This window comes from uncultured Stenotrophomonas sp., from assembly GCF_913778665.1.
Classification (GTDB): domain Bacteria; phylum Pseudomonadota; class Gammaproteobacteria; order Xanthomonadales; family Xanthomonadaceae; genus Stenotrophomonas.
Genome location: NZ_CAJYVQ010000012.1, coordinates 337205 through 354009, shown reverse-complemented (window position 1 = coordinate 354009; position 16805 = coordinate 337205). Strand labels below are relative to the sequence as shown.

At 67.0% G+C, this 16805-nt stretch carries 15 protein-coding genes and 1 riboswitch; of the genes, 6 read left to right on the top strand and 9 right to left on the bottom strand.

Annotated elements, in window-relative coordinates; all coding sequences use genetic code 11:
* Window positions 1-113: 113 nt before the first annotated feature.
* Complete coding sequence (locus QZ853_RS19255) at window positions 114-2630, bottom strand: prolyl oligopeptidase family serine peptidase (protein WP_295578238.1); 2517 nt, start codon at window positions 2628-2630, stop codon at window positions 114-116.
* Between the two features lie 119 nt (window positions 2631-2749).
* Window positions 2750-2833: riboswitch (S-adenosyl-L-homocysteine riboswitch) on the top strand.
* A 36-nt stretch (window positions 2834-2869) separates the two neighbouring features.
* Between QZ853_RS19255 and ahcY the strand changes: the two genes are divergently transcribed.
* The 3 genes from ahcY to QZ853_RS19240 all read left to right on the top strand — a co-directional run bounded on the left by ahcY (window position 2870) and on the right by QZ853_RS19240 (window position 5470).
* Window positions 2870-4315: an adenosylhomocysteinase gene (gene ahcY / locus QZ853_RS19250; RefSeq protein WP_049451423.1), complete on the top strand. Its 1446-nt coding sequence runs from the start codon at window positions 2870-2872 to the stop codon at window positions 4313-4315.
* Between the two features lie 178 nt (window positions 4316-4493).
* On the top strand, window positions 4494-4967 hold the full coding sequence (gene ybaK, locus QZ853_RS19245; protein WP_295578231.1) for a Cys-tRNA(Pro) deacylase: 474 nt from the start codon (window positions 4494-4496) through the stop codon (window positions 4965-4967).
* Window positions 4967-5470 carry a hypothetical protein gene (locus QZ853_RS19240; RefSeq protein WP_295578228.1) on the top strand — a complete coding sequence of 168 codons (504 nt, stop codon included), beginning with the start codon at window positions 4967-4969 and terminating at the stop codon, window positions 5468-5470. The genes ybaK and QZ853_RS19240 overlap by 1 nt, the downstream gene beginning before the upstream one ends.
* Here the strand turns inward: QZ853_RS19240 and QZ853_RS19235 are convergent.
* The 5 genes from QZ853_RS19235 to QZ853_RS19215 form a co-directional block, all read right to left on the bottom strand.
* On the bottom strand, window positions 5467-5985 hold the full coding sequence (locus QZ853_RS19235) for an energy transducer TonB (RefSeq protein WP_295578215.1): 519 nt from the start codon (window positions 5983-5985) through the stop codon (window positions 5467-5469). The genes QZ853_RS19240 and QZ853_RS19235 overlap by 4 nt on opposite strands.
* A 204-nt stretch (window positions 5986-6189) precedes the next feature.
* A complete protein-coding gene (locus QZ853_RS19230; RefSeq protein ID WP_295578203.1) occupies window positions 6190-6747 on the bottom strand; it encodes a DUF3228 family protein in 558 nt (185 codons plus the stop codon).
* 50 nt (window positions 6748-6797) lie between these two features.
* A complete protein-coding gene (locus QZ853_RS19225; protein ID WP_295578190.1) occupies window positions 6798-7529 on the bottom strand; it encodes a LytTR family DNA-binding domain-containing protein in 732 nt (243 codons plus the stop codon).
* The gene (locus QZ853_RS19220) at window positions 7526-8575 is read right to left on the bottom strand and encodes a histidine kinase (protein ID WP_286070968.1); all 1050 of its coding nucleotides are present in this window, start codon (window positions 8573-8575) and stop codon (window positions 7526-7528) included. The genes QZ853_RS19225 and QZ853_RS19220 overlap by 4 nt, the downstream gene beginning before the upstream one ends.
* A 36-nt stretch (window positions 8576-8611) precedes the next feature.
* Window positions 8612-9538: an alpha/beta hydrolase gene (locus tag QZ853_RS19215; protein WP_295578146.1), complete on the bottom strand. Its 927-nt coding sequence runs from the start codon at window positions 9536-9538 to the stop codon at window positions 8612-8614.
* 203 nt (window positions 9539-9741) lie between these two features.
* Between QZ853_RS19215 and metF the strand changes: the two genes are divergently transcribed.
* On the top strand, window positions 9742-10569 hold the full coding sequence (gene metF, locus QZ853_RS19210) for a methylenetetrahydrofolate reductase [NAD(P)H] (RefSeq protein ID WP_197619763.1): 828 nt from the start codon (window positions 9742-9744) through the stop codon (window positions 10567-10569).
* Window positions 10570-10609: 40 nt separating this feature from the next.
* On the top strand, window positions 10610-11194 hold the full coding sequence (locus QZ853_RS19205) for a DUF4124 domain-containing protein (RefSeq protein WP_295578133.1): 585 nt from the start codon (window positions 10610-10612) through the stop codon (window positions 11192-11194).
* 87 nt (window positions 11195-11281) lie between these two features.
* On the opposite strand, the gene QZ853_RS19200 is transcribed toward QZ853_RS19205, so the two are convergent.
* From QZ853_RS19200 to QZ853_RS19190, 3 genes are all read right to left on the bottom strand, one after another.
* Entirely contained in the window at window positions 11282-12238 is a 957-nt protein-coding gene (locus tag QZ853_RS19200; protein ID WP_295578122.1) for a Nudix family hydrolase, read from the bottom strand.
* A gap of 101 nt (window positions 12239-12339) precedes the next feature.
* Window positions 12340-15072, bottom strand: coding sequence for a preprotein translocase subunit SecA (gene secA / locus QZ853_RS19195; RefSeq protein WP_295578108.1), 2733 nt, complete (start codon window positions 15070-15072; stop codon window positions 12340-12342).
* A 185-nt stretch (window positions 15073-15257) separates the two neighbouring features.
* Entirely contained in the window at window positions 15258-16214 is a 957-nt protein-coding gene (locus QZ853_RS19190) for a M23 family metallopeptidase (protein ID WP_295578080.1), read from the bottom strand.
* A 12-nt stretch (window positions 16215-16226) separates the two neighbouring features.
* Between QZ853_RS19190 and QZ853_RS19185 the strand changes: the two genes are divergently transcribed.
* A complete protein-coding gene (locus QZ853_RS19185) occupies window positions 16227-16676 on the top strand; it encodes a DUF721 domain-containing protein (protein WP_295578069.1) in 450 nt (149 codons plus the stop codon).
* Window positions 16677-16805: the final 129 nt, after the last annotated feature.

Sequence of the window (16805 nt, the reverse complement as noted above, 5' to 3'; positions counted from 1 at the left end):
GGAGGGGAAACACAGACTGGAACCACCGTGCGGGAAACACCGGCGGGGTAGAGTCGACGCTACCCCGTCGCGTCATGGCGGCCCCCGTTGCAGGGGCCGCCCTCATGCAGGTATCAGCGCTTCTTCTTCGCCGTTCCCTGCTCGGCCGGACCGATGGTCTGCTCCAGCCAGCGCTCGCTCTCGGCCAGCATGGTCATGATCGATTCGCGTGCGCGGTAGGCATGCGATTCGTTCGGCAGCATCACCAGCCGCGCGGTGCCACCCAGGCCCTTCACCGCGGCGAACATGCGCTCGCTCTGGATCGGGAACGTGCCGGAGTTGTTGTCGTCCACGCCGTGGATGAACAGGATCGGATCCTTGATCTTGTCGGCGTAGTTGAACGGCGCCATCTTCTGGTAGACGTCCTGCGCCTGCCAGTAGTTACGCTCCTCGGCCTGGAAACCGAACGGGGTGAGCGTGCGGTTGTATGCGCCGCTGCGCGCGATGCCGGCCTTGAACAGGCGGGTGTGCGCCAGCAGGTTGGCGGTCATGAACGCACCGTAGGAATGGCCACCGATGGCGATGTGGTCGCGATCGGTCACGCCACGCCGCACCACTTCATCCACCGCCGCCTGTGCGTTGGCCACCAGCTGTTCGATGTAGGTGTCGTTCGGCTCCTTGTCGCCCTCGCCGATGATCGGCATCGACGGGCTGGCCAGCACCACGTAGCCCTTGGCCAGGAACGCCTGCGGGCCCCAGTAGCTGACCGCATTGAAGCGATACGGCGAATCGGTCACCTGGCTGGCCGCAGCCGCGCTCTTGAACTCGCCCGGGTAGGCCCACATCAGGAGCGGCCGCGGACCGTCGCGCTTGGGGTCGTAGCCCGGCGGCAACAGCAGGGTCGCGGTCAGATCGACGCCATCCTTGCGCTTGTAGCGGATCTGCTCCTTCTGCACGCCCTTCAGCTGCGGCAGCGGATGGGCGAAATGGGTCAGCGCGCGCGGTGCGGCACCGGCATCGGCCAGCGACTGCACGTAGAAGTTGGCCGGCTCATCCGGGCTTTCACGGCTCAGCAGCAGCGAGCTGCCCTCGTCGTCCAGCAGTGCCACCGGCGCGGCGTAGCTCGGCGCCTGCGAGTGGAACAGACGGGTGGCCTTGCCACTGGCAATGTCGAAGCGGTCCACGAACGGGCGGTCGCCCTCCGGCGAAGCACCGGCACCGGCCAGGTACAGGCTGCTGCCATCCGGGCTGGTCTGCAGCAGCGAGCGCCCTCGGTCGTCGCTGGACAACAGCGGACGTCCCGGATCGGCGTAGCGGTCCTGCGCATCGCGATCCCACAGCAGGCGCGCTTCGGCGTTGGCATTGTCCGGAGCGATCAGCCAGGTCTTGGTCCTGCGGGTCTTCCACCACGATTCGGTCAGCAGCGCCAGGTCGCCACGGCCCCAGCTGATGCTGGCCAGGCGACTGCCGAGCTGGGCCAGGGTCACCGGCGGCTTGTCGAACGGCGCGGCCTGCATCAGCACCGCATCGCGTACCTTGGCCTCCCGGTTCGGATCACCACCGTCCTGTGCCTCGGCCCAGACCAGGGTGGCATCGGCATCACCCCGCCAGCTGATATCGCGCACGCCGGTCACTTCAGCGTCGTTGCCGGTCGGCAGGCCTTCCACCAGCGGGCGCACGGCCACGGTATGCACCAGCTTGCCGCTGGTACGGTCGATCACTTCGATGCGGCGCGGGAAACTGCTCACCGGCACCACATAGGAATACGGGCGCTGCACCGGCTGGCGCAGCACGAAGCGGCCATCGGGCGACACCGAGAAGCCCATGAAGATGCCGGCCGCGCCGATCGCGCGGGTGCTGCCGTCCAGGCCGACTTCCATCGGCTGGGTGGTGGCGTAGTAATCGAACTGGCGGGCGTCGGCCTCGTTCTTCAGCAGGTCCTGGTAGGTACGGATCGACACCACGCCGCCGCCCTGGCTGGTCTGCTGCACGGCCGGACCGGTCGGAATGCCGTCGGCGGCCGGGGCCGCACCGAGGTTGGCCGGGCGGGTGAACACCACCAGCCCGCGGCTGTCCGGCAGCCACTGGTAGCCGCTGCCGATCACCGTGTTCAGGCCGGCAGCCAAGCGACGGGCACTGCCACCGGCCACGTCCACCAGCCACAGTTCATTGGCGCCACTGCCGGCGTCGACCTGGTTGAAAGCCAGCCATTTCTGGTCCGGCGACCACATCATACTGGCGATCGACAGCTTGGCCGGCAGTCCGCTGATCTGCCGTTCCTTGCCGTCGGCCACGTTCATCAGCCACAGTTTCTCGCCGAAGCTGAATCGGCTGTCGGAGAACGTGCGCGGGTTGATGCGCAGGCCGGCCAGCTTCAGTTCCGGCTGCGCCACCACCTGGATCGACGGCAGCGACGGCATCTGCATCAGCGCGGCCACGTCGCGGCGTGGCGACAGGTACAACGAGGGCGCACGCGGGGCATCGACCACCGCCTGCAGCGCGGCCGAAGGCAGTTCGTAACCGGTGACGCCCTGCGCCTGCGCCGGAGCGGGCTGAGGGGCGCCCGCCCAGGCCAGCGGGGCCACCGCCAGCAGTCCCATCGACAGGACCAGGCCGGTCCAGCGGCGCCTGCGGCGCATGTGCATGCTCATCGTTCCACCTGTGTGATGCGTGAAAACACCGACCTTAACAGTCTGTGCACGCGATCCCATCTGCCGATGGTTGGGTCATCCGACGCCATGCCGACGCCGCGATATAATGGGGGTTATCCCCTGCCGAGGGGCGCTGCGACCGGATCCCACGAGGCCCGGCCAGGCTCGGTAAGGTGGCTTTGTAACAACGGCGCCCGGCTAGATGCGAGCACCCGCTCGTCCACAACCGGAGCACACGAATGAACGCTGTTGCCAAGACCTTCTCCACCGAAGGTGATTACAAGATCCGCGATATCACGCTGGCCGACTGGGGCCGGAAGGAACTGGACATCGCCGAGCACGAAATGCCGGGCCTGATGTCGATCCGCCGCAAGCATGCCGCCAGCCTGCCGCTGAAGGGCGTGCGCGTGACCGGTTCGCTGCACATGACCATCCAGACCGCGGTGCTGATCGAGACCCTGAAGGACATCGGCGCAGACGTGCGCTGGGCCTCGTGCAACATCTTCTCGACCCAGGACCACGCTGCCGCCGCCATCGCCGCCACCGGCACCCCGGTGTTCGCCTGGAAGGGCGAGACCCTGGAAGAGTACTGGGACTGCACCCTGGACGCGCTGACCTTCACCTTGGCCGACGGCACCCTGACCGGCCCGGAGCTGGTGGTGGACGACGGCGGTGACGTGACCCTGCTGATCCACAAGGGCTACGAACTGGAAAACGGCAGTGACTGGGTCAACACCGCCTCGTCCTCGCACGAAGAACAGGTCATCAAGAACCTGCTCAAGCGCGTCGCCAAGGAGCGCCCGGGTTACTGGGGCCGCGTGGTCAAGGACTGGAAGGGCGTCTCCGAAGAGACCACCACCGGCGTGCACCGCCTGTACCAGCTGGCCCAGGCCGGCACCCTGCTGATCCCGGCGATCAACGTCAACGACTCGGTCACCAAGAGCAAGTTCGACAACCTGTACGGCTGCCGCGAGTCGCTGGCCGACGGCCTGAAGCGCGCGATGGACGTGATGCTGGCCGGCAAGGTGGCCGTGGTCTGCGGTTACGGCGACGTCGGCAAGGGCTGCGCCGCCTCGCTGCGTGCCTACGGTGCGCGCGTGATCGTCACCGAGATCGACCCGATCTGCGCCCTGCAGGCGGCGATGGAAGGCTATGAAGTCAACACCATCGAATCGACCCTGGGCCGTGCCGACCTGTACGTCACCACCACCGGCAACAAGGACATCATCCGCATCGAGCACCTGAGCGCGATGAAGGACCAGGCCATCGTCTGCAACATCGGCCACTTCGACAACGAGATCCAGGTCGATGCGCTGGTGTCGTTCGCCGGCATCAAGCACGTCAACATCAAGCCGCAGGTGGACAAGTACATCTTCCCGAACGGCAATGCGATCTTCCTGCTGGCCGAAGGCCGCCTGGTGAACCTGGGCTGCGCCACCGGCCACCCGAGCTTCGTGATGTCCAACAGCTTCGCCAACCAGACCCTGGCCCAGATCGACCTGTGGGCGAACAAGGACAGCTACGAGAAGAAGGTCTACCTGCTGCCGAAGAAGCTGGACGAAGAAGTGGCTCGCCTGCACCTGGAGAAGATCGGCGTGAAGCTGACCACGCTGAGCCAGGAACAGGCCGACTACATCGGCGTGCCGGTGGAAGGCCCGTTCAAGCCGGACCACTACCGCTACTGATGCCGTGCCCGGGGTCGGATCCCTTTCCGCAGGAAAGGGCTCTGGTCCCAGCAACGGATGCGGACAGAACGGGCGCCTTCGGGCGCCCGTTCTACGTTGGCGTGCCGCCGCGCATCGCGCATCCAACCGCAGTAGCCTCGGTCAAGGCAACGCGTTCCACACGCGCTACGATGCAGCCATGACCCCGGCCATCAACCTCCTCAAGCGCGAGAAGATCGCCCATACCGTGCGCAGCTATGTGCACGACGCCCACGCCGAATCATATGGCGGCGAAGCTGTCGACAAGCTCGGCCTCGACCCGGCCCAGGTGTTCAAGACCCTCCTGGCCAGCACCGAGGCACACGAACTGCTGGTGGCGATCGTGCCGGTGGCCGGCCAGCTGGACCTGAAGTCCTTGGCCGAAGCCGCCGGCTGCAAGAAGTGCGAGATGGCTGCCGCCGACGCCGCGCAGCGCGCGACCGGCTACCTGGTCGGCGGCATCAGCCCACTGGGGCAGAAGAAGCGCCTGCGCACGTTCCTGGATGCCAGTGCCGAAGCGCTGCCCGCGCTGCATGTCAGCGCCGGACGCCGTGGCCTGGAAGTGGAACTGGCACCGGCCGACCTGCTACGGCTGACCGCCGGCCACTACGCCGCGATCGGCAAGGCACGTTGATGCGCTGGCCGTGGTCCGCTGCGCCGATTCCCCGGCTCGACGATGCACAGGCCGATGTGCTGCTGCAGGACCTGCTGTCGCGCGACGCCACGCGCATCACCGATGCCGCACGCAACGTCGCCCGATTGTTCACTCCCGCATCCCTGGAGGCGTTGAGCGCGCATGTGAATACGATTGAACGCAGCTGCCAGGGCGTCGCCCTTGGCGGCATGCTGATCAGCAACCAGGCTCACCTCAAGGCGGCCCTGCAACGGCTGCGCTACTGGCAGGCGCGCGAAGGCTGCCTGTGTGCGCTCTACCCTTCCTATGTGTTCTTCAGCCCCGAGCCGCTGCTGGAACAAGGTCACGTGCAGCTGCGTGCACGGGGCGAAGCGGAGGACGGCTGGGGCGAATGCTACCGGCTGACGTGCACCTGCTGCGCGCAGCCATGGAGTGCGACCGAGCGCGAGTACCACTACCGCTGGTGGGAGTGGAAGGCCGAGCCCGCCCTGCAGATGCCCTAGTTGAGCTTGAACGTGACCGTTCCGCGTATCAGGCTCATGTTTGGCGCCTTGCCCGCCGCTTCACGCTCATAGCGCCAGTCGCGCGCGTGCTTGAGCGCCGCCGCATCGAGCAGTGGGTACCCACTGGATCGCGACAGAATGATCGCCTGGGTCTTGCCCTGTGCATCCAGCAGCAGCATCAGCTCGACGCCACCCTGCTGGGCCTCGCGCATGGCGGCCGCAGGATACATCGGGACCGACGAGAGCCGCCGCTGGTGCCAGCCTCCTTCCCGGGCAATCAACGGCGTGCTGGAGGAAAGCGGGCAACGCGCAGGCATCTGCAGGTCGAAGCCCGCAGCCCCTTGCGAAGGCCGGGTGGTGGCTGGCGCAGCACAGGCGATCGCCGACACGCTCTGCAGCAACGACTGCTGACGCGAAAGCGCTGCTGCGTCATCCGCTTCCACATGGAACGTGCAACGCCCCGAGGTTGCCTGCGCCTGCAGTGAACCCACGCCCGCGTCGCGGATCTGCGTCACGTCGGACAGGGACCCACAGGCTGCGCCTGCATCGTACTTTGCTGCCGAGCTTTCACATGCGGCCAGCAGGCCTGCGGCGACCCACGCGAACAGCCTCCAATGTCGAACATCCATCCCTGTGCTCCCTGCGTTGATTCACCGCCATGGTAGCGCTCCACTGCCGTTACCCTCTTCGCATGCCGGCTGTCCGGCCACAGCGTGGGCTCAGGGCCGCCAGTTGGCGTTGTTCTCCCAGAACGCCACCGAGCGCCGGTAAGCCTCGCGATCCAGCGGCACGCCGGACCCACCCTCCTCCACGCCCAGTGCGTTGCGCATCATCGTGATCGGCGCCATCGGCACCTCTTCCGGTTCCGCGGTGTAGATGCAGCCGACAATGCCCCAATCGGCCTCGATCGGTGAACCTTCCTTCGCCAGCTGCTCGGCGCTGTACAGGATCACCACCAGATAGTTCGCACGCGGGGACTCCACGCCTTCGAACCAGCGCACCAGCACCGGCAGTTCGTCACGATTACGCGCCTCGTAGCCACTGCGCAGCTGATGGCGGTTGGTCTCGGTGATCGGTACGGTCAGGCAGCGCGTGCTGGTCCAGTTCTCATAGACGAACAGCTTGCAGAACGGCCCGTAGCCATCGAGCACCTTCAGCGGCGCATGCGCATTGAGGTGGGCCTCGAACTGCTCGGCGGTGCAGTCCTGGATGGTGTTGCCACGCGGCACGCGCGGGAACAGGCGGGGGCGGGCGAAGTCGGTGAGGACGATGGACATGGCAGGGCGTGATCAGGGATTCCACCGCACAGGGTAACCGCTGGCCGCCCCTACAACGCCATCCGCTCGCGCAGTTCCCGCGCCTGCCGCCGCGACACCTCCACCTCGCTGCCGTCGTCCAGCATCAGGTCGTACCCATCGCCGATGCTGGGCGTCACGCCACGGATGCGGCGCAGGTTGACCAGGGTATTGCGGTTGGCACGGAAGAACAGATCCTGCGGCAGGCGTGCTTCCAGCGCGCTCAGGCTGCGGGTCAGCAGGGCGTTCTGGTCGCGGAACCACAGCCGCGTGTAGTTGCCATCCACCACCAGCCGGCGGATCTCGGAGACCGCGACGAACCAGCAGTGTTCGCCCTCACGCACGAACACCTGGTCCTGCGCGGCCAGCGTACTGCGTGACTGCGGCGCTTCGGCCTGCACGGCCTCGCGCTGGCGCGCCCGCTCCAGCGCCTCCAGCAAGCGTGGCGCCTCGACAGGCTTCACCAGATAATCCAGCGCATTGGCCTGGAACGCGCGCACGGCGTAGGTATCGTAGGCAGTGACGAACACCACCGCCGGCACCGTTTCCAGGCCGTCCAGCACATCGAAACCACTGCCGGAAGGCATCTGCACGTCCAGCAGCACCAGGTCCGGCGCCAGCGTGGCGATCGCCTCGCGCGCGGCAGGCACATCGTCGGCCTCACCCACGCACTGCACCCATGGCAGCGCCGTCAACAGCGTACGCAGCTCCTGCCGCGCCAGCCGGGCGTCATCGACAATCAGCACACGCAGTACGCCACTCATTGCGGAATCTCCAGAAGGGCCTGCATGCGGTCGCCGATCGGCTGCAGGGTGAAACGGCCACGCGAACCGAGCTGCGCACGCAGATAGGCCAGGCCGACGCCATGCCCGTCGGCAGGCTCGCTGGCGTTGCCCAGCGGGTTGTCCACCTGCAGTCGCAAGACATCGCTGTCCAGCGTGACCTGGATCTGCACCTCGCCACCACCGGGGCGGCTGGCAATGCCGTGCTTGATCGCATTCTCCACCAGCAGCTGCAGGACCATCGCCGGCAACTGCGCCTGCAGGGCGTCAGCATCGATGCGCCGAGCTACCTGCAGGCGCTGCTCGAAGTGGATGGCTTCGATCGCCAGATAGTCGTCCACCACCGCCAGTTCTTCGGCCAGCGTGACCTGCTCGCTGCGGTTGTGCGCCAGCGCTTGGCGCAGCGTGCGCGACAGGCGCGTGACCATGTCGCGGGCGCGCTCGGGGTCTTCCAGGATCAGCGCGCGCAGGTTGTTCAGCGCGTTGAACACGAAGTGCGGATTGAGCCGTGCGCGCAGTGCATCGCGTTCCAGCGCGCTGCGTTCGGCTTCGGCGCGCAGGCGCGCCAACTCACTGTGGCGGGCCCGGCGCAGGCCATGCAGGCCGGCCCACAGTCCGGTCCACATCAGCAGGAACAGCGCGGTGTTCATCCAGTACACCAGCAGCGAAGACCACCGGTAATCCGCGTGGCCGCCGGGCAGCTGCACCCAGCCCAGTGCCAGCGCCGGTAGCAGCAGCGCGGCAGTTGCCACCTGCGCGACGCTGGCGCCGGCCACCACACCGGCGGCCAGTTTCAACACCAGGCTGCCCAGGCTCCCCTCCCACCAGCGCTGGCGCAGTGCCACCGCGCGCAGCATGCCGCTGCACATCCACAGGCAGGCGGCTACGCTGACGGTGATCAGCACGATGCCGCTGAACACCACGCCGCCGCCGATCCGCATCCCTGCCCACAGCCCGTACATCGCGTAGCCGGCCCAGGCCAGCGCATTGAGCGTCCAGAAGCGGCGGGATGAGGTGGTGGCGTCCATGCGGACTCTCGGCGGTGGCAGGAGGGCAGACAAGGGTCAGGGGTGCGTGGCGAGGAAACGCTGCACCTGCTGCTGCAGCCAGCGCGGATCATCCCACATCAGGAAGTGGAACCCCTGCGCGCTCATCGCGATCTGCACGCCCTGCAGTTTCGCGTACTGCGCCTGGAACACCGCGCGGGTGCTTTCTTCGGTACCGCCCATCGGCTGGTAACCGGCCCAGCTGCCCAGTACCAGCGTCGGTGCGCTGACGGAGGCGATGCTGTCACGCAGGTCGGTGGTCATCACCCCGTGCATGGCGTCGGCAGTGGTCTGGCGGTCACTGCCCTCGCCCCAGCGGCCCAGCTCGGCCTGGCGCTGCGGATCACGGGTCATGCCCGGCAGGCCGGCTTTCAGCTGCGCCTGCCACTGCGCGGCATCGGCGGCGAGCATGCCCTTGCGCAGCTGGTCGGCCATTGGCCGCGCGCTGCCTGCGGTGGCGTTCGGGTCGCGTGCCGCCGGCAGGAACGGCAATGCGTCAACCACCACCAGCGCGCTGACCGCCTTCGGCTCGGCCTGCGCCATCTGCAGGCCCAGCAGGCCGCCGAGGCTGTGGCCGATCACCACCACCGGGCCCAGGTGCTGGTCGTGCAGGTAGGCCAGCAACTGGCCGCGCACCGCCGGCAGGAACTCGGCCGGGCGCGGATCGGCGGGCGCTGCGCCGGCAAAGCCCGGCAGCTGCACCAGGTGGCACTGCACGTTCTCCAGCGCCAGGCAGGTCTCGCGCCAGACCTCGGCGCTGCTGTTGAGGCCGGGGATCATCAGCAGCGGGCGGCCCTTGCCGACCACCTCGACCTGCACCTTGCCGGTGCCTGAGGCCGCCGCCGCATGGGCCGGACCGGAGCCAAGCACGGCCATCGCCATGCCGATCATCGCCAGCCGGGCCAGCGCCTTCATTGCATACCAGAGTGCCAGGAAGATCTTCATCGTCTGCTCCTTCGTCGGGTGGGTGTTGCCGGGATGGGAGCAGCGTGGGCCTGCCCGAGGCGTACCGGTTGCGATTTCGGAGCAGCGGCCGCCCGGCGGGGCGAACGGTCGCGTGCCACGGACGGCCTTCCTTCACGCAGCCGACAAACATCCATCTTGATGAAGCGATATACTGTTTCGCACCTGCCGCCGCCGCCCGCGCCATGACCGCCATCAGCTTCGAGTTCTATCCGCCCAAGACCGACGAACAGCGCAGCCAGCTGGACCGTGCCGCGGCCAAGTTGAAGGACTACGATCCCCAGTACGTGTCGTGCACCTTCGGTGCCGGTGGCTCGACCCTGAGCTACACCTCCGAGACGGTGCGCCACCTCAACCAGCACCACGGGTTCGACGCGGCGCCGCACCTGTCGTGCGTGGGCGGCACCCGCCAGGAGATCCGCGAGCTGCTCAAGCTGTACCGCGCCATCGGCTGCCGTCGCTTGGTCGCACTGCGCGGTGACCTGCCCTCGGGCATGGGCTTCCCCGGCGACATGCGCTATGCCGCCGAGCTGATCGCCTTCATCCGCGCCGAGCATGGCGATGCGTTCCACATCGAAGTGGGTGCGTATCCGGAGACGCACCCGCAGGCGAGCGATGCGCTGGCCGACCTGAAGCACTTCAAGGCCAAGATCGATGCCGGTGCCGACGCGGCGATCACCCAGTATTTCTTCAACCCGGATGCCTACTTCCACTTCGTCGATGAAGTGCGCCGGCTCGGTGTGCAGGTGCCGATCACGCCGGGCATCATGCCGATCGCCAACTTCAGCCAGCTGCGCCGCTTCTCCGAACAGTGCGGCGCGGAGATTCCGCGCTGGATCAGCCGCAAGATGCAGGCCTACGGCGATGACGCCGAATCGGTGCGTGCGTTCGGCACTGAAGTGGTGGCCAGGCTGTGCCAGCGCCTGATCGAAGGCGGCGCACCGGGCCTGCATTTCTATACCTTGAACCTGGCCAAGCCCACCACGTCGGTCCTGAAACTGCTGCAAGGCTGAAAGCACGCCATGCGCACCGGATCGGCGCTACCCTTTCTGGATGATCCGCGTTTCCCTCCTGCTGGTGCTGTTGCCGCTGTGCGCGATGGCCCCTGTTGCCCATGCGCAGTCCCCGCGCCTGAACCGCTGCACCGATGCGCAGGGCCAGAGTGTCTACACCGACCGTCCCTGCGACAGCGTGGGCGCACGGTCGCGGCTGCCGCAGCCCCCCCCTGCCGGCAACACTGCACCGCGCGACACGCTGGGTGCCCGTTGCCCGCGCCGGTTGAGCGAGCTCGTGGACGCATTGCGCAACGGCATCCTCAGCAACGACGTCAATCGGCTGTCTTCGCTGTATCTGTGGGGCATGGTGTCCGACGCCGGCGCGCAGCGCATTCTCGGCCAGCTGGAATCGCTGGCGCGGCGGCCGCTGGTGGACGTGGTGCCGGTGTATCCGCGGCAGGATCAGGACGTCCCGCCGGAGGAGGATCAGAGCGCTGCTGCGCAGGGTTCCGACCCGGAGCCGCCAATGGCACGCCATCCGGTCGGCCTGCGCCTGGAGCAGACGTTGCCGGGCAGCGTGGCGCGCGCCTCGACGGTGCTGGGGCTGCGGCGGCAGTACGGGTGTTTCTGGATCACGTTGTGATTGTGGGCAACCATCCACGCATGGCGTGGATCTACTGCTTCCATTTCACAGGCTAGCGCCGGGCCATGCCCGGCGACCGACGCGGCGTCACGCCGGCCACAGCCCGCGGATGGCCGCGATGCCCTGCCCGCCGTGGCGGCGGGCTTCGGCAATGTGGCCGGCAACCATGCCGCCCAGCGCGTAGATCGGCAGCGAAACCTGGGCGCGCAACGCGGCAAAGGCATCCCAGCCCAGCGGCGCGGCATCGGGGTGGCTGGCGGTGGCCTGCACCGGGCCCAGCACCGCGAAGTCGCAGCCCAGCTGCTGTGCGGCCTGCAGCTGTTGCAGGTCGTGGCAGGACGCTGCAACCAGTTGTCCTTCGGGGAGCGGGCGTTGCTGCAGCTCCAGCAGCTGTTCGCTGCCCAGGTGCACGCCCACGCCCAGCGCACGCGCCAGTTCGATATCGCGGTTGAGCAGCCACTGCACGCCGCTGCGGCGGTGCACGCGCAGAGTCTGCTCGACCAAGGCCTGCCGCTGTGGATGTGACGTGGGCAGGCGCAGCTGGATGCGCTGCTGGCCGCCCGCTACCGCGCGCTGCAGCTGCTCATGCCAGCGCTGCACGGCACTGGCATCGTCGGCCGGCACGGGGGTGATCAGGTAGCGGTCGGGCTGGCGCAGCGCGGCCACCACTGGCAGGTCGGCCGGCGGCATCGAGTAGCGGGCCAGCTTGTCCGGCGCCACCCAGGTGATCGCCTGGCCTTCGCGCCCGCGCGGCGTGCCCTTCCAGCTGCGCACATGGCGCACTTCCAGGGTCAGATGCTTGTCCGGGTAGCGCTGCGGTACGTCCATCAGCCATTCGCCGACATCGGCCTCGATCCCCAGTTCTTCGCGCAGTTCACGCACCAGCGCCTGTTCGGAGGTCTCGCCGGATTCGCGCTTGCCGCCGGGGAATTCCCACAGGCCCGCCATGTCGCGGTTCTCGGTGCGGCGGTTGAGCAGCACGCGGCCACGGGCATCGGTGATGACGGCGGCCACGACATGGATCGATCGGATCGGGGAAGGCATGGGGGAAGCATGCCCAGAACAGGGCGACCCGCGCAATCGCGGATCCGGCCAGAATCATGCACCGCAAAGGAAAAGCCCCGCTTTCGCGGGGCTCTTCGGGATCAGCTCAACTGGCCGTGGCAGTGCTTGTACTTCTTGCCACTGCCGCACGGGCAGGGATCATTGCGACCGATCTTCGGCTCATCGCGCTGCAGCTGTGCCACACCCTGGCGCTCGGCCTCCACCTGCGCCGCTTCCTCGTCGGCGCTGTAGCTGCCGGCGTCCTGGTGCTGGAACTGCGACTGGCTCAGGCGGGCTTCCACCTGCTGGCGTTCGGCGGCTTCCAGCGCCTGCACCTCCTCGTCGCTGCGGATGCGCACGCGCGACAGCAGGGTCACCACTTCGCGCTTGACGTTCTCCAGCATGTCCGAGAACAGCTCGAAGGCTTCCTTCTTGTATTCCTGCTTCGGCTGCTTCTGTGCGTAGCCGCGCAGGTAGATGCCCTGGCGCAGGTAGTCCATGCGCGCCAGGTGCTCCTTCCAGCTCTGGTCCAGCACGGTCAGCATCACGTGCTTCTCCAGCGCGCGCATGGTCTCTTCGCCCACGCCGGCTTCCTTCTCGGCGAAGTGCTGGTTGACGCGTTCCTGCACCTTGGCGGCGATCGCCTCGGCGTCCAGTTCCTCGTGTTCCTTGACCAGGTCGGTCAGCGACATCTGCAGGCCGAAATCCGACTCCAGGGTCGCTTCCAGGCCACGCAGGTCCCACTGCTCGTCGATCGAGTTCGGCGGCACGAAGCGCGCCACCACGTCGAAGATCACGTCATCGCGGATGCCCTCGACGTTGCCCTTCACCGACTCGGCGTCCAGCAGCTCATCGCGCTGGGCGTAGATCACCTTGCGCTGGTCGTTGTTGACGTCGTCAAAGTCCAGCAGGTTCTTGCGGATGTCGAAGTTGTGGGCCTCGACCTTGCGCTGCGCCTTTTCGATCTGGCGGCTGACCAGGCGGTCCTCGATGACGTCGTCTTCCTTCATGCCCATCATGCGCATGGCCTTCTGCACCCAGTCGGAGGCGAAGATGCGCATCAGGTTGTCTTCCAGCGACAGGTAGAAGCGGGACGAACCCGGGTCACCCTGGCGGCCCGAACGGCCACGCAACTGGTTGTCGATACGGCGCGATTCATGGCGCTCGGTGCCGACGATGTGCAGGCCGCCGGCAGCCTTCACTGCCTCGTGGCGCTTCTGCCATTCGGCCTTGACCGCGGCCTTCTGTTCATCGGTCGCGTCCTCGCCCAGGGCGTGGATCTCCGCTTCCAGCGAACCACCCAGCACGATGTCGGTACCACGACCGGCCATGTTGGTGGCAATGGTCACCGCCGCCGGACGGCCGGCGTTGGCGACGATGGTCGCTTCGCGGTCGTGCTGCTTGGCGTTGAGCACTTCGTGCTTCACGCCGGCCTTGCTCAGGTGCTCGGACAGCATTTCCGAGGTTTCGATCGAGGTGGTACCCACCAGCACCGGCTGGCCGCGCTTGGCACACTCTTCGATGTCGGCCAGCACCGCGTTGAACTTGCCCTTGCGGTTGAGGAACACCTGGTCCGGGCTGTCCTTGCGGATGGTCGGGCGGTTGGTCGGGATCACCACCACTTCCAGGCCATAGATGCTCTGGAATTCGAACGCCTCGGTATCGGCCGTACCGGTCATGCCGGACAGCTTCTTGTACATGCGGAACAGGTTCTGGAAGGTGATGCTGGCCAGCGTCTGGTTCTCGCGCTGGACCGGCACGCCTTCCTTCGCTTCCACCGCCTGGTGCAGGCCGTCGGACCAGCGGCGGCCGGCCAGGGTACGGCCGGTGAATTCGTCGACGATGACCACTTCGCCGTCGCGCACGATGTAGTCCACGTCACGCTGGTAGATGGCGTGCGCGCGCAGCGCGGCGTTGAGGTGGTGCACCACGGTCAGGTTCTGCGCCGCGTACAGGCCTTCGGTCTCGCCATCGAGGATGCCGGCGTCGACCAGCAGCTGCTCGGCGTGCTCCATGCCCGCTTCGGACAGGTGCACCTGCTTGCCCTTCTCGTCGACCCAGAAGTCGCCTTCGCCGTCTTCCGCTTCCTGCTTGATCAGGTGCGGCACGACGCGGTTGACGCGGATGTACAGCTCCGGGGAGTCGTCGGCCGGGCCGGAGATGATCAGCGGGGTACGTGCTTCGTCGATCAGGATGGAGTCGACTTCGTCGACGATGGCGTAGTGCAGGCCGCGCTGGTAGCGGTCGGCCTTGGACAGCGCCATGTTGTCGCGCAGGTAGTCGAAACCGAATTCGTTGTTGGTGCCGTAGGTGATGTCGGCGGCGTAGGCCTCACGCTTGTCGCTGTGCGGCATGCCCGGATACACCACGCCCACGCTCAGGCCCAGCCAGTTGTACAGCTTGCCCATCTGCGCGGCGTCGCGGCGGGCCAGGTAGTCGTTGACGGTGACCACGTGCACGCCCTTGCCTTCCAGCGCGTTGAGGTACACCGGCAGGGTCGCCACCAGGGTCTTGCCTTCACCGGTGCGCATTTCTGCGATCTTGCCCAGGTGAAGCACCATGCCGCCGATCAGCTGCACGTCGTAGTGGCGCATGCCCAGCACGCGGCGGCCGGCTTCGCGGCAGACCGCGAAGGCTTCCGGCAGCACCTTGTCCAGGGCTTCACCGCCAGCGATGCGCTGCTTGAACTCCGGCGTCTTGGCCTGAAGCTGCTCGTCGGAAAGCTTCTCGATCTCCGGCTCCAGCGCATTGATCTTGGCGACGATGCGGTTGAGCTGGCGCAGCTGTCGTTCGTTACGACTGCCAAATACGCGGGTAAGCAGGCTGTTGATCATTGAAGGAACCGGGTTGGATGGACACGACGCCCGGCCTCCCCCAGGGAATCCGTCCGTCGCAAACGAAACAGGGCGCCTGGCGCCCTGTCGATGGCAACACCCATTGTAGCTTGGGACGGCCGGCTGAGGTTTCAACCCTTTGGCGGCAATGGCATCGGAACGTTCCCGGCAGTGCCGGCCGGGGATCAGCCGCGGCTGATGCGGCCGACCGGCGTGTTGCCGCCGTCGCCGAGGAACTTGCGCGGGTTGACCACGTTGCCGTTCTCCCACACCTCGAAGTGCACGTGGGCGCCGGTCGAACGACCGGTGGAACCGGCCTTGGCCACTTCCTGCCCGGCACGGACCAGATCGCCTACCTTCACCACCAGGCGCGAATTGTGCGCGTAGCGGGTGACATACCCATTGCCGTGGTCGACGTCGACGACGTTGCCGTAGCCGCCCTTCACGCCAGCGAAGCTGACCACGCCTTCGGCCACGGCCATCACCGGGTCGCCGACCTTGGCGTGGAAGTCCATGCCCTTGTGGGTGGCGGCACCGCGGCCGAACGGGTCGGCACGGGTGCCGAAGCCGGAGGTCACGTAGCTGTTGCGGATCGGCATGCGCGAGGGCACGGCGTTCTGCTGCAGCTGGTGGTCGAACATCAGCGATTCCATCACCGACAGCTGGCGGCCTGAAGCAGCGAAGCGCTGCTCCAGCACCTGTAAGTCGGCGTTGACGTCCTTGATCGGGATGTCGCTGGTAGGGCCGCCGGCATCGCCGTCACCCAGGCCGGGGGTCTCGTTGAAGTCGAACTCGCCGTCTTCCAGCTTGCCCATCTGGGTCAGCCGTTCGCCGAGTGCGTTCAGGCGGGTGGCCTGCGCCTGCAGCTCGCCGAGGCGGGCGGCCAGCGCATTGACCTGGGTCTGCGCATCGCGCTTGACCTTGGCCAGCTCCGCGTCCTGGCGGTCGACCTTGGCCTGCAGGCGCGAATCATTCAGCGCGCTGGCGCCAATGCCGCCGGCAAGGCCGATAATGCAGCCTACCCCGAGCACGCTGCCCAGCAGGGCGCGGGGGCGGTCCTCGAAATAGAACCGCAAACGCGCGATGGGCGATGCCTTGGCCTGTCCTTCACGCGTTTTGATTACGATCTTTTTGAATGCCATCAGTGAGTTTTCATGTCTGAGCCGAAATCCAGCGTTCGCCCCGCAGCAGTGCCGAAACCGGCGCTGGATGCGGTGATGGCTGACAAAAGCGGGAACCCGCTGCGTCGTGCCATGTGGCTCGACGCGCTGGACCGTCAATTGCGCCCCCAGTTGCCGCCACCTCTGCGCAGCCGTTGCCGACTGGCCAATGTGGACGGGGAACACCTCGTTTTTCTCGTCGAGTCCCCGGTCTGGCATGCCAAGTTGCGGCTTGCCGAAGCCCAGTTGCTCGACGCGGCCCGTTCCATCGGGCTGAAGGCCACCAGGGTGACCGTCAAGACTGCGTCCACCACTCCCTCACGCTCCCCAGCGATCGACAACCGGAATGGCCCCCACGCAGTTTCAGCCGCCACGCACAAAGGGCTACGCGACGCCTTGGCTTGCCTGCAGGACGTTCCTTCGCGGCCGAAGAAGCGGTCCTGACGACAACGGAGCCTCCTGCTCCGCTCCCCGTCGCGCGTGTCACCACGGCGTGAAACATTTCGGGGGCCGGGTCGCATCCTAGCCGCCATCCGGGGGCGTGTCGTTAGATTGTTGTTAAGACCGCGTTAA